This is a genomic window from Sphingomonas sp. NIBR02145, from assembly GCF_027359115.1.
In the GTDB taxonomy this organism is placed as follows: domain Bacteria; phylum Pseudomonadota; class Alphaproteobacteria; order Sphingomonadales; family Sphingomonadaceae; genus Sphingomonas; species Sphingomonas kyeonggiensis_A.
The window spans coordinates 2,566,288-2,578,484 of sequence record NZ_CP114791.1; the positions used below are offsets into that span (position 1 = coordinate 2,566,288).

The 12,197-nt window shown below is 67.7% G+C and carries 14 protein-coding genes and 2 riboswitches; of the genes, 5 read left to right on the top strand and 9 right to left on the bottom strand.

Features of this window, described 5'->3' with window-relative positions; all coding sequences use genetic code 11:
• The first annotated feature begins 21 nt into the window (after positions 1–21).
• Both O3305_RS11235 and O3305_RS11240 read left to right on the top strand, forming a co-directional pair.
• Positions 22–819 (top strand): hypothetical protein, encoded by a 798-nt coding sequence (locus O3305_RS11235; RefSeq protein WP_269572649.1) that lies wholly within the window; start codon positions 22–24, stop codon positions 817–819.
• A gap of 50 nt (positions 820–869) precedes the next feature.
• Positions 870–1,775, top strand: coding sequence for a DMT family transporter (locus tag O3305_RS11240; RefSeq protein ID WP_269572650.1), 906 nt, complete (start codon positions 870–872; stop codon positions 1,773–1,775).
• Between the two features lie 132 nt (positions 1,776–1,907).
• On the opposite strand, the gene O3305_RS11245 is transcribed toward O3305_RS11240, so the two are convergent.
• Together O3305_RS11245 and O3305_RS11250 are read right to left on the bottom strand one after the other, a co-directional pair.
• Positions 1,908–2,489, bottom strand: a complete 582-nt coding sequence (locus tag O3305_RS11245) for a DUF938 domain-containing protein (protein WP_269572651.1) — start codon at positions 2,487–2,489, stop codon at positions 1,908–1,910.
• Positions 2,486–2,995, bottom strand: a complete 510-nt coding sequence (locus tag O3305_RS11250) for a CcdC protein domain-containing protein (protein ID WP_269572652.1) — start codon at positions 2,993–2,995, stop codon at positions 2,486–2,488. The genes O3305_RS11245 and O3305_RS11250 overlap by 4 nt, the downstream gene beginning before the upstream one ends.
• 129 nt (positions 2,996–3,124) lie before the next feature.
• On the opposite strand from O3305_RS11250, the gene O3305_RS11255 reads away from it, so the two are divergent.
• Positions 3,125–3,598 carry a methyltransferase family protein gene (locus tag O3305_RS11255; protein ID WP_269572653.1) on the top strand — a complete coding sequence of 158 codons (474 nt, stop codon included), beginning with the start codon at positions 3,125–3,127 and terminating at the stop codon, positions 3,596–3,598.
• 21 nt (positions 3,599–3,619) lie between these two features.
• Here O3305_RS11255 and O3305_RS11260 read toward each other — a convergent pair whose 3' ends face one another.
• Complete coding sequence (locus O3305_RS11260) at positions 3,620–3,946, bottom strand: phage tail protein (RefSeq protein ID WP_269572654.1); 327 nt, start codon at positions 3,944–3,946, stop codon at positions 3,620–3,622.
• 125 nt (positions 3,947–4,071) lie between these two features.
• On the opposite strand from O3305_RS11260, the gene O3305_RS11265 reads away from it, so the two are divergent.
• Positions 4,072–4,983 (top strand): oxygenase MpaB family protein, encoded by a 912-nt coding sequence (locus O3305_RS11265; RefSeq protein ID WP_269572655.1) that lies wholly within the window; start codon positions 4,072–4,074, stop codon positions 4,981–4,983.
• Between the two features lie 138 nt (positions 4,984–5,121).
• On the opposite strand, the gene gcvPB is transcribed toward O3305_RS11265, so the two are convergent.
• The 6 genes from gcvPB to O3305_RS11295 all read right to left on the bottom strand — a co-directional run bounded on the left by gcvPB (position 5,122) and on the right by O3305_RS11295 (position 11,065).
• Positions 5,122–6,696 carry an aminomethyl-transferring glycine dehydrogenase subunit GcvPB gene (gcvPB, locus tag O3305_RS11270; RefSeq protein ID WP_269572656.1) on the bottom strand — a complete coding sequence of 525 codons (1,575 nt, stop codon included), beginning with the start codon at positions 6,694–6,696 and terminating at the stop codon, positions 5,122–5,124.
• The gene (gcvPA, locus tag O3305_RS11275) at positions 6,693–8,051 is read right to left on the bottom strand and encodes an aminomethyl-transferring glycine dehydrogenase subunit GcvPA (protein ID WP_269572657.1); all 1,359 of its coding nucleotides are present in this window, start codon (positions 8,049–8,051) and stop codon (positions 6,693–6,695) included. The genes gcvPB and gcvPA overlap by 4 nt, the downstream gene beginning before the upstream one ends.
• A 10-nt stretch (positions 8,052–8,061) precedes the next feature.
• The gene (locus tag O3305_RS11280) at positions 8,062–8,550 is read right to left on the bottom strand and encodes a hypothetical protein (RefSeq protein ID WP_269572658.1); all 489 of its coding nucleotides are present in this window, start codon (positions 8,548–8,550) and stop codon (positions 8,062–8,064) included.
• A complete protein-coding gene (gene gcvH / locus O3305_RS11285) occupies positions 8,547–8,918 on the bottom strand; it encodes a glycine cleavage system protein GcvH (protein WP_269572659.1) in 372 nt (123 codons plus the stop codon). The genes O3305_RS11280 and gcvH overlap by 4 nt, the downstream gene beginning before the upstream one ends.
• Positions 8,918–10,081 (bottom strand): glycine cleavage system aminomethyltransferase GcvT, encoded by a 1,164-nt coding sequence (gene gcvT / locus O3305_RS11290; protein WP_269572660.1) that lies wholly within the window; start codon positions 10,079–10,081, stop codon positions 8,918–8,920. Before gcvT ends, gcvH begins: the two co-directional genes overlap by 1 nt.
• 67 nt (positions 10,082–10,148) lie before the next feature.
• Positions 10,149–10,238: riboswitch (glycine riboswitch) on the bottom strand.
• A gap of 1 nt (position 10,239) precedes the next feature.
• Positions 10,240–10,328: riboswitch (glycine riboswitch) on the bottom strand.
• An 89-nt stretch (positions 10,329–10,417) separates the two neighbouring features.
• Positions 10,418–11,065: a hypothetical protein gene (locus O3305_RS11295; protein WP_184168961.1), complete on the bottom strand. Its 648-nt coding sequence runs from the start codon at positions 11,063–11,065 to the stop codon at positions 10,418–10,420.
• Between the two features lie 108 nt (positions 11,066–11,173).
• Here O3305_RS11295 and ispH point away from each other — a divergent pair, with 108 nt between their 5' ends.
• Complete coding sequence (gene ispH / locus O3305_RS11300; RefSeq protein ID WP_269572661.1) at positions 11,174–12,127, top strand: 4-hydroxy-3-methylbut-2-enyl diphosphate reductase; 954 nt, start codon at positions 11,174–11,176, stop codon at positions 12,125–12,127.
• Positions 12,128–12,197: the final 70 nt, after the last annotated feature.

A 12,197-nucleotide genomic window follows, 5' to 3' on the forward strand; every position in this document is an offset into this window, starting at 1 on the left:
CCCGCCAGGGGGAATCGGGGCATGGAACAGCGGGATGTGGCGGGGCGCGAATTCTCGCGCTCGGGGCTTGTCGTCGGGATCGTCGTGCTGCTGCTGGCGGCGGTGGGTCTCGGCGCCGCGCTGTGGTTCGGCGCGAAGCTGCAGCAGCAGGCGCAATCGCCCGAGGGCATCGCCCAGTCGATCCTGAAGGACCGCAAGGGCGCCCCTTTCTTCGAGGCGCTGCGCGACAATTATCCCAATGAGTTCGCCGACTATACCGCGCTGCTTTCCCGCCGCGTCCGCGATGGCGCGACGCGCGAGCAGATCCGGGCCGAGAGCTTCACCTGGATGCAGGCGACCACCCAGCGCCATCTCGACGAATTCGTGCAGGCGCCGCACGGCGACCTCAACCTCTATCGCCAGATGGAGATCCAGCTGGTCGAGACGATGCAGCAGGAGGATGTGCGGCTGTGCGGCCAATATGCGATGGGGACGGTGCGCCCCGGCACGCGCTACCCGCCCGAGACCGCCGAGCGGCTGATCGAAGTCGCGGCGTCGTGGATCACCGCCTCGGCCGGCGGGCGCGACCATCCCGCCGATCGCAAGATCCCGAAGGGCGACATATCCGAAGCGGATGCCGTCGCGCTGGTGACGAACATGCGGCACGCGGGGATGAACCAGACCGACCTGGAGGTCTGGACCGATCCCGCGCGGATGGCGCGGGCACGGCCGGAGCAGCAATGCGCGATCGGCCTGTACCTGCTGAAAGGCATCGTCGAGATGCCCCACGCCCCGGCCGACCGGGTTACCGGCTGGCTCGCCTCGCAGAAACTGCCCTGAACGCGCCCGGCAACATTGCCCCCGCGCGCGACTTTCCCTAGCGCCGGGGAATGGCGGGCGATCACATCCTCAAGGGCATCTTGCTGCGATTGTTCGCGGTTGCCTGCCTCGCCACCATGTCCGCGCTGATCAAGCTGGCCGAGGCGCGCGGCGCGGGGCTGGTCGAGACGATGTTCCACCGCCAGCTCTGGGCAGTGCCGCTGGTGACCGCCTGGATCGCCGCGGGCCCCGGCCTGGCATCGATCCGCACCGAGCGCTTCGGCGCGCATGTCTCGCGCACCGCGGTGGGGCTGACCGGCATGATCTTCACCTTCGGCGCGGTGCTGCTGCTGCCGCTGGCCGAGGCGGTGACCTTCCAGTTCACCGTGCCGATCTTCGCGACGATCCTGGGCGCGCTGCTGCTCAAGGAGCCGACCGGCTGGCATCGCTGGGGCGCGGTCGTGGTCGGCTTTGTCGGCGTGCTGATCGTAACCCAGCCGTGGAGCGCGCACGTCCCGCTGTTCGGCGCGACCGTCGGCCTGCTCGCCGCGCTGTTCGTGGCGATCGTCGCGATCCTGCTGCGGCAGATCGGCAAGACCGAGCCGACGGGGACGACGGTGTTCTGGTTCTCCGTCCTGTCGGTGCCGGTGCTGGCGATCCCCTATGCCTTCCAGGTCAAGCCGCACGATCCGATGACCTGGGCAATCCTGGTGGGCATCGGGCTGATCGGCGGGGTCGGCCAGCTCGCCCTGACCGGATCGGTGAAGCACGCCCCGGTCAGCGCGGTGGTGCCGATGGACTATTCGAGCCTGATCTGGGGCACACTCTATGGCTGGGCGATCTTCGGCATGTGGCCGAGCGGCTGGACCTGGCTCGGTGCCCCGGTGATCATCGCGAGCGGACTGTATATCGTGTGGCGGGAGCGCAAGCGCGGGGTGGGCCCGGCGGTGACCAGCGCGGAGATGGAGCCGGTTTAGGGAAGGTGGAACGGACCTCGGCCACCCCCAACCCAACCGTCACCCTGAACTTGTTTCAGGGTCCAACTCTCCCCAAGCGATATCGCCGGTGGCGCGTTGGATGCTGAAACAAGTTCAGCATGACGACGAATTTCAGACTTTGCGATAGATGAGCATCAGGTTGTTCGCCGGCATCTCCACCGACCGTGCCAGCGCCAGCCCCTGCGCCGCCGCCGCTTCGCTCACCGCCTCGACGAAGCGCAGCCCGAAGCGCGGGTCCTTGTCCTTGAGCCACAGCTCGAACGCCTCGTTCGACGGCGCGGTCTCTACGCCCTCGCGGCGATAGGGTCCGTAGAGGATCAGCGGCGCCCCCTGCCCCAGCACTTTCCCCGCGCCGGCGAGCAGGCCGAGTGTCGCTTGCCACGGGCTGATATGGACCATGTTGACGCAGAGCAGCGCGTCCGCCGGCGGGAAGTCGCCAGTCGCCGCATCGATCTTCAGCGGCGGCTCGACATTGTGCAGCTCGGCGCACCAGTCCGCGATCGAGGCGAGCGCGTCGGCGTCCGGATCGCTCGGCTGCCAGGTCAGGCCGGGGAAGCGCTCGGCGAAGAAAGCGCAATGCTCGCCGGTCCCGCTGGCGATCTCGAGCACCATGCCGGTGGCCGGCAGCTCCTCGGCCAGCACCGCGGCGATCGGATCGCGGTTGCGCTCGGTCGCGGGCGCGTGGCGCCTCATGCCGCGCGCGCTTCCTCGAGCAGGCGGCGGGCGCGCAGGAACATCTCGACACGCTGCATGGTCAGCATGCCCAGCGCAAAGGCGATCAGCACGTCGGTCATCGCCATCACGTCGAAATGCACGCCCGGGATGCCGAGCGATTCGGCGTTGCGCGCACCGGTGCGGATCAGCACGAGGACGAGGATGAAGGCCATCGCGGCGAGCGAGCCCTTTTGGGAGATCTCGTGCGTCTCCGGGTTCACCGCGATGTGCATCATTCGCCCGCGCTGCCAGCCGAGCGCGGCGCCCGCCAGCAGCGCGGCAAAGGCGGCGACCCAGGTCATCGGCGAGGGCGGCAGGTTCCAGAAGGTCACGCCCGCGATGACGATGTAGAGCGCGGGCACCACCCACAGCCATTCGACCTTGAGCGGGCGCTCGCGAGTGAGCCGCCGCATGCGCAGCGCCAGGACGAGAAGCACGATGGCGATCGGAATCAGGTTGAACAGCGGATTGTGCTGGCCTTGCATGGTTTGCCCCCGGAAACTTGCACGTGACTTATATAAGTAATACAGCTTCTATGCCAGCCGAGTTGCGGTGCAAAGGCAAGAGGATTGCGCATGCGGGATCGCCAGTCCATCAGGGCGTCCGGAGGGTTCATGGACGTCGAACAGGATAGCGCTGGCGTGAAATTCGCGCCGGCGGCCGCTTTCATCGGGACATTGGTGGTGGGCCTCGCGCTCGGCAAGCTGCTGGGCAGCCCCGACCTGCCGCTCAACCATTCGAGCGAGCGCGGGCTGGGCTCATTGGCGACCCTGCTCGGCGTGGGCATCATGCTCTCCGCCGTCGGGCTGTTCCGTGCCGCCGGCACCGATCCCAAGCCGTGGAAGCGCACCACCGCGCTGGTCACCGACGGCGTCTATCGCTGGTCGCGCAACCCGATGTATTTCGGGATGGCGCTGGCCTATGCCGGCGTGGCGATCTGGATGGACAGCCTCGTCACGCTGCTGCTGCTGATCCCGCTGCTGATCGTGATCCAGCGCGAAGTGATCGAGCGCGAGGAGCTGTACCTCTCGGCGAAGTTCGGAGAGCGATATCTGGCCTATAGGGCCGCGGTGCGCCGCTGGATCTAGGCGCCACCTGCTCCCCAACCTCTAAGGCCGCCGGGGGAAGTCGCCGCGGATCGCGACGCAGTAGCGCAGCCGCTTTTCCTTGTCGGTCACCGGGGTCGGGATCGCCTTGCGCAGGTCGGGCAGCGCGAAGTTCGTGGAGCCGTTGCCGCCATAGCTGCTGCTGAACAGCGCAAAGAGCGCCTGGTTGCCCTGGATCGGCAGCAGCCGGCCATCGGCCTCGGCCCAGCCTTCCGGGCAGAAATCGAAACCGATCAGCCGGACCTGGCCCACGATCGCGTCGCGCTGGGCATGGGCGGGCAGCGCGAAGCCGATGGCGGCGATGGCGGATGCTAGCAGCACGGTCTTCATGGCATTTCCCCCTTGAAAGCGCCGCGCAGCCTGCCTCAGCGCCCGCGCGCGGCGCAATCGGCATTTGGTCGGTTCCGGAGCAGTGCCGCCCTGAACGAAAGCGCCTGCCGGCACGTTGAAGGGATATGATCGACGCCCTCGCCCTGCCCGAGCCCCTGCTCCGCCGTATCGGCGCGGCGGCGAGCGAGATGATGGGCTCGGCGCCCGGAATGGACTTCGATTTCTCGGTACCGGCGGGCGAGCCGGCGCTGGTGCCGGCGGACTCGGTGTCGTGGCGGGTGTTCAAGAACCCGGTCACCCTGTTCATCGGCGGCGTTGCGGCGGTAATCCTCGAACTTGCCGAGCCGGGGGTGCGCGATGGCGTGTGGCAGCATTCGAGCTTCCGCACCGATGCGCTCACCCGCCTCAGGCGCACCGGCCTTGCGGCGATGATGACGGTCTATGGTCCGCGCAGCCGGGCCGAGGCGATGATCGCCGGCGTGGTGCGCGCGCATGACCGGGTGGCCGGGGTCACCAGCGAGGGCCATGGCTACCGCGCCAATGATCCGGTGCTGCTCGACTGGGTGCAGGCGACCGCCTCCTATGGCTTCATCCGCGCCTATCACTTCCATGTCGAGCGGCTGAGCTACCGCGAACGCGACAGCGCGCTGGCGGAGGGCGCGGCGGTGGCGCGGCTCTATGGCGCGATCGGCGCGCCGACCAGCGAGGCGAGGATGGCGGCGCTGTTCGCGAAGATGGACGCGCGGCTGGTCCCCTCGCCCATCATCCACGATTTCCTGGCGATCATGGTGAAAGTGCCGGCGCTGCCGCGGGTGGCGCGGCCGTTCCAGAAGATGCTGCTGCGCGCCGCGGTCTCACTGCTGCCCGATCCGCTGATCGACCGGCTGGGGCTGGAGGACTGGCGACTGCGCGGGTTCGAGCGGAGGCTGGTGCGGGCAGTGGCACGGATGGCCGAGCGGGTGCCGCTGCTGGACTCCCCGCCGGCGAAAGCGAGCGAGCGGCTGGGATTGCCGGCGGACTGGTTGTGGAAGCGATAGCTCCCCTCCCTGAAAGGGAGGGGTCGGGGGTGGGTGGAGACTTGGCGATACTGCAGCCGAGCGCCCGCTCGATTGCCGTATCGCGTAAATCGCCCCACCCCTAGCCCCTCCCTTTCAGGGAGGGGGACCAGAAGGTTCTTACTCCGCAGCCTCGGCCTGGGCCGGAGCCTTCCACGCCAGCACCGGCTTGCGGGCCGCGAGCGTCTCGTCGAGGCGGCGGCGCGGGGCGAAGTGCGGGGCGGTCTTGATCGTCGGGTCGCCATTCTTGGCGCGGGCAGCCACGCTGCGGAACGCGCCGATGAACTGGTCGAGCGTCGCCTTGCTCTCGGTCTCGGTCGGCTCCACCAGCATCGCGCCGTGGACGACGAGCGGGAAATACACCGTCATCGGGTGATAGCCCTCGTCGATCAGGCCCTTGGCGATGTCGATCGTCGACAGGCCCTCGGGCAGGCCCTTATCGCTGAAGATCGCCTCGTGCATGCACGGGCCGTACTTGGCGAAGGGTGCGTCGAGCACGTCGGTCATCGAGCGCAGGATGTAGTTGGCGTTGAGCACCGAATCCTCGGCGACCTGGCGCAGGCCATCGGCGCCGTGGCTGAGGATATAGGTCAGCGCGCGCGTGAACATGCCCATCTGGCCGTTGAACGCGGTCATGCGGCCGAAGGTGCCGGCATGATGCTCGCCCGCGGTCTCTTCCTCGACGAGGTGGAACTTGTCGCCCTGCTTCTCGACGAACGGCAGCGGCGCATAGGGCGCCAGTGCCGCCGACAGCACGACCGGGCCCGAGCCCGGGCCGCCGCCGCCATGCGGGGTCGAGAAGGTCTTGTGCAGGTTGATGTGCATCGCATCGACGCCGAGATCGCCCGGGCGGACCCGGCCGACAATCGCGTTGAAGTTGGCGCCGTCGCAATAGACATAGCCGCCCGCCGCATGCACCGCGTCCGAGATCGCCTTCATGTCGCGCTCGAACAGGCCGCAGGTATTGGGGTTGGTGATCATCACGCCGGCGATGTCGGGCCCCAGCCGCGCCTTGAGCGCTTCGAGATCGACACGGCCGTCCTCGGTCGCGGGGATGTCCTCGACCGAGAAGCCGGCGAACGCCGCCGTCGCCGGGTTGGTGCCGTGCGCGCTGGTCGGGACGAGCAGGATCTTGCGGTCCTGCTGGCCCTGCGCGTCGAGCGCCGAGCGGATCGCGAGGATGCCGCAAAGCTCGCCATGCGCGCCGGCCTTGGGGCTCATCGCCACCGCCTGCATGCCGGTGAGCGTGATCAGCCAGTGCGCGAGCTGGTCGATGACCTCCAGCGCACCCTGCACCGTATCGACCGGCGCGAGCGGGTGGATATCGGCGAAGCCCGGCAGGCGTGCCATGCGCTCGTTGAGGCGCGGATTATGCTTCATCGTGCACGAGCCGAGCGGGAACAGGCCCAGGTCGATCGCGTAGTTCTGGCGCGACAGGCGGGTGTAGTGGCGCACCGTCTCGGGCTCGGAAAGGCCCGGCAGACCGATCTCGCTCGAACGCTCCAGCCCGCCGAGGCGCGAGGTCGCCGCAGGGACTTCGCCGAAATCGACGCCGGTGGTCTCGGACGAGCCGATCTCGAAGATCAGCGCCTCGTCGAGCATCAGCGCACGGTTGCCGGTGAAGGTCGAGAGGTTGCCCGCCTCGCCCGCTTCCGGGGTGGTGGGGCGCCAGCCGGACTGGTTGATCGTGCTCATGCCAGCACCTCCTGGAGTGCGGAGGCAAGCGTCTCGACGTCCTCCGATGTGGTGGTTTCCGTGACCGCGACGATCAGGCCGTTGGCGAGATCATCGGCACCCGGATAGAGGCGGCCGAGCGACACGCCAGCGAGGATTCCCTGGTCGGCAAGCGTGCGGACGACCGGACGAGCCTCCTTCGAGAGCTTCAGCGTGAACTCGTTGAAGAAGGTCGGAGTGACCAGCTCGACGCCCGGCACCTGGGCCAGGCGGTCCGCGGCGGCCGAGGCCGTGGCATGATTGATCGCGGCGAGCTGGCGCAGGCCCTTCTCGCCGAGCAGCGTCATGTGCACCGACATGGCGAGCGCGCACAGCACCGAGCTGGTGCAGATGTTCGAAGTCGCCTTCTCGCGGCGGATATGCTGCTCGCGGGTGCTGAGCGTCAGCACATAGCCGCGCTTGCCCTCGGCATCGACCGTCTCGCCACAGAGGCGACCCGGCATCTGGCGGACCAGCTTTTCCGAGCAGGCGAACAGGCCGACATAGGGCCCGCCGAACTGCAGGCCGACGCCGAGCGACTGGCCCTCGCCCACCACGATGTCCGCACCCATCTCGCCCGGCGCCTTGATCGCGCCCAGCGCCACCGGCTCGGTGACGACGGCGACGAGCAGTGCCTTCTTGGCATGCGCGGCTTCGGCGAGCTTGGAGAGGTCGGCGATGCGGCCGAGGATATCCGGATACTGGACCACGACGCACGAGGTATCGTCATCGATCCGGGCGATCAGGTCATCGGTGTCCGGAGTCGGGCTCAGCGTGGGGAGCGCCGTGACCAGCTGGTCGCCGGTGAACTTGGCCATGGTCTCGGCAACCGAGACATAATGCGGGTGCAGACCGCCCGAGAGGATCGCCTTGCCCCGCTTGGTCACGCGGCGGGCCATGGTGATGGCTTCCCAGCACGCGGTCGAGCCATCGTACATCGAGGCGTTCGCCACGTCGCAGCCGAGCAGCCGCGCGATCTGCGACTGGAACTCGAACATCATCTGCAGCGTGCCCTGCGCGATTTCCGGCTGATAGGGCGTGTATGCGGTGAGGAACTCGCCGCGCTGGATGATGTGATCGACGCTGGCCGGCACATGGTGGCGATAGGCGCCGGCACCGAGGAAGAAGGGCGCTGCCCCCGCGGCAAGGTTCTTCGCCGCCAGCTTCGTCATGTGGCGTTCGACCGCGAGCTCGCTGGCATGCATCGGCAGGCCGGGGATCGGGCCGTCGAGCACGGCGCTCTCAGGAACATCGACGAAGAGATCGTCGATCGACTTGGCGCCGATGACGCCGAGCATCGCCTCGCGATCGGGCTGGGTAAGGGGAAGGTAGCGCATCAGGGCCTTCTCACTGGGTATTGGCGGGAGCGCCTTCGGACGGGGTCCAGGCGCGGATATCGGAGGGTTCGATGCCGGCGGAACGGTCGGTGCCGCCTGCGCCGGTGCAGCTGTCCTTGGCCACCTGGGCGGTGATCACGACATAGCGTTGCTGGAAGGGCGCGGCCTGGCGGTCAAAGGCTTCGTCGCCCCCGATCCCGATCAGCTGGATGGCCTGCATCTCGTCCAGAGCGGCTCTTGCGGCCTTGAGCGCCTCGGGCGTGGTCTTGTCGCCGGCGCTGCGCTTGAAGGCATCCTTATAGGCATCCCATGCCTGCTTGCTGGCAGTCATGTGGCAGTCATAGCCGGCGCACTCACCGAGATAGCCGGCCAGCCGGACGGGCTTGCCCTTCAACGCCTCGCATTGCGCGATATAGCGATCGACCGTCAGCAGCTGCGGCGCCTGGCCGCAGCTGCCGAGCAATGCCGTTGCGGCGCAAAGGGCAAGCGCACGGATCACAGCTTCGAGACGTAGTCCTGATAGGCACTGTCGTTCATCAGGCTGTCGAGCTCTCCGGTGTCGCTGAGCGTCAGCTTGAAGAACCAGCCCTCGCCCTCGGGGTCTTCGTTGACCAGCGCGGGATTGTCGGCGAGCGCTTCATTGCCCTCGATGACGGTGCCCGACACCGGCGCATAGACGTCCGACGCGGCCTTGACCGACTCGACCACGGCAGCGTCGTCGCCCTTGGCGACTTCCTTGCCCTCTTCCGGCACTTCGACGAACACGATGTCGCCGAGCTGGCTCTGGGCGTATTCGGTGATGCCTACCGTGGCGGTGTCGCCATCGACGTCGATCCACTCATGATCTTCGGTGAAATAGCGGCTCATCAGGCTCCCTTTCTGACGTACTTGTGGGCGACGAAGGGCATCTTCACGACCTCCGCCGAATGGATCTTGCCACGCTGGGCAAGGGTGATCTTGGTGCCGGGCTCGGCCGACGCGGCGGGCACATAGGCCATGGCGATCGGCTTCTGGAGGGTCGGCGCGAAGCCGCCGCTGGTGACCTTGCCGACTTCGTTGCCATCGGCATCGAGGACGAGGCCGCCCTCGCGGACCGGCTGGCGTCCCTCGACGATCAGGCCGACGCGCTTGAGGATCGGGCCGTTCTCGCGCTCGAGCATGATGCGCGCGTGGCCGGGGAAGCCGCCTTCCTCGCGACGGCGCTTCTTGAGCGCGAAGCCGAGCTGGGCGGCGACCGGCGTGGTCTCGGTATCGAGGTCATGGCCGTAGAGCGGCAGGTCCGCCTCGAGGCGCAGCGAATCGCGGGCACCGAGGCCGATCGGCTTGACTTCGGGCTGGGCGGTGAGCGCATCGGCCAGCGCCTCGGCAGCCTCCGCGGGCACCGAGATCTCGAAGCCATCCTCGCCGGTATAGCCCGAGCGGCTGATCCACAGGTCGTGACCCTGCCACTGGAAGGCCGCGCCCTGCATGAAGACCAGCGCCGAGACGCCCGGGATCACCCGCTCCAGCGCCACAGCCGCTTCCGGCCCCTGCAGCGCGAGCAGCGCATGGTCTTCCATGTGATTGAGGCCGATCTCGTCGGCCAGGAACTCGCGGAAATGGGCGATGTCGTCCCATTTGCAGGCGCCGTTGACGACCATGTACACTTCGCCGTCCTGGATGCGGGTGAGCATCAGGTCGTCGAGGATGCCGCCATTCTCGGCCATCACCAGCGAATAGACCGGGTGCGAGAACTTCGCGGCCTGGATATCGGCGGGCATCAGCGCCTCGAGCGCGGCTTCGACGCCTTCGCCGGTGAAGGTCAGCTGGCCCATATGGCTGACGTCGAACAGGCCGGCATGCTCGCGGGTCCAGACATGCTCCGCCATGATGCCTTCATACTGGACGGGCATTTCATAGCCGGCGAACGGGACCATGCGGCCGCCACGGGCGCGGTGCCAGGCATCGAGCGGGAGCTTGAGCAGCTCGGCTTCGCCCTCCCCGCCTTCGGGATCGGCGCTCAGGGTCTGGTCCTGGACTTGCTCGCTCATCTGCACGCTCCGGATTCAAGTAGGGACACGATGCAATGGCGCGGAATCCTCGCGCCGTTCCATCGCCCCCTCTGTCACGGAACCTGAGAGCTTTCGCCAGTCGCCTGGCTTACCCCTTCGGTGGGACGTGGCCGGGCCGCGTCCGCTTTCCAGAGTGTCGTGTACGCGCGGTCCCTTGTGCCTGAGAGATTCCGGGGCGGTTGCTCCTTCGGCGGTGGGTTGCCCCACACTCTCCCGCGCGTGCCTATCGACAGGAGGCAGCCTTGGCCGCCCCCTCGATTCGAGTCAATTGCATTGCTTGCAAAGCGTGGTCGGACGTTGCCGCCCGGGACGCAATCAGCGCGTGACGTTGTACTTGAGCTGGTCCTCGGTCAGCTGGAAGCCGACCAGAGCCTCGAACGTCGCGGACAGAACCGCGCCGCGGATCGAGGGATCGGCGAGCGGGTCCATCGCCGCCGACTGCTCACCGGCCTTGCGCTTCTCGGTCAGGCGCTTGCGGACATCGTCCGGCAGGGTCGCGGCGCTGCGATCGACATAGGTGGTGGCGGTGCCGGTGGTCTGGGCGCGCAGCTGGCCGGGCTCGAAGTGCACGGTAACGCGGTTGATCCGCTTGGCGACCACCGAGCTGCCGCCACGCACGACCGTGACGAAATAGGGGAAGCTGACGTCACGCGCGCCATCGGCGTTCTGGCGGCGGGCCAGCACATCGAAATTGACCGTGGTGACGACTTGGGGGCCGGCGTCGTCGCACTTAGAGGTGACGTTGGTCATCACCGCATTGACGTCGATCGCGCTGGCTTCGCGGCTGTTCGCCGGATTAAAGATCGTGATGTCGCCGGTGCCCGCGGGAATCGCAACATGCGGGCAGGCCGAGCGGACCGCCGTGATGCCGGCGCCGCCGCCGGAGGCGTCGATCTCGCCGGTTTTGGCGCAGGCGCCGAGCGCGAGCGGGATCAGGGCGACAACGGCAAGCTTGCGGACCAAGACGGAAACCCTTTCAAACACACGGGACCAGAAGGGGTCCAAAGCGGCGCGCACCATAGGAACCGCGTTGAGCCCGCGCAAGCAATCGCGTAGGTGCGAGGCGGAACTATGGCAGACCAACTCAAACCTGTGCTCGAGCTGCTGATCGCAGCCCCCCGTGGCTTCTGCGCTGGCGTGGACCGCGCCATCCGTATCGTCGAGCTGGCGATCGAGAAATATGGCGCGCCCGTCTATGTGCGGCACGAGATCGTCCACAACAAATATGTCGTCGACAGCCTGAAGGCGATGGGCGCGATCTTCGTCGAGGATCTCGACCAGGTGCCGGACGGCGTGCCGGTGGTGTTCTCCGCGCACGGCGTTCCCAAGGCAGTGCCGGCCAAGGCGGAGGAGCGCGGGCTCGACTATCTCGACGCGACATGCCCGCTCGTCTCCAAGGTGCATCGCCAGGCCGAGCGGCTGGTCAATGCCGGACGGCATATCCTGTTCATCGGCCATGCCGGCCATCCCGAGGTGATCGGCACCTTCGGCCAGGTGCCCGAAGGCGCGATGACCCTGGTCGAGACGCCCGAGGACGCCGAGCGGGTAAGCGTGGGCGACGGCGAGAACCTCGCCTTCCTCACCCAGACGACGCTGTCGGTGGACGATACCGCGGCGACGCTGGCGGTGCTCAAGCGGCGCTTTCCGAATATCCTGGCGCCCGGCCCGAACGACATCTGCTACGCGACCACCAACCGCCAGGGCGCGGTGAAGGCAATCGCCTCGTCGGTCGACCTGATGCTGGTGATCGGCGGCAAGAACTCGTCCAATTCGCTGCGCCTCGTCGAAGTCGCCGAGCGCCAGGGCACCACCGCCTATCTGATCCCGCGCGCCGAGGATATCGACTGGGCCTGGTTCGAAGGCGTCGGCACCGTCGGCGTGAGCGCGGGTGCCTCCGCCCCCGAACTGCTGGTGCGCGAGCTGGTGGACAAGCTCTCGGAGCGCTTCGAGGTGAGCGAGCGCGAAGTGGAGACGGTGCCCGAGAACGTCACCTTCAAGCTGCCGCGCGGGCTGGAAGCCGCCTGATAGGGCAGCCAAGCACAACTAAGTTGTGCGGGCGCGCCCAACGGGCGATGGGTCGCCGCGTTCGAGGGGA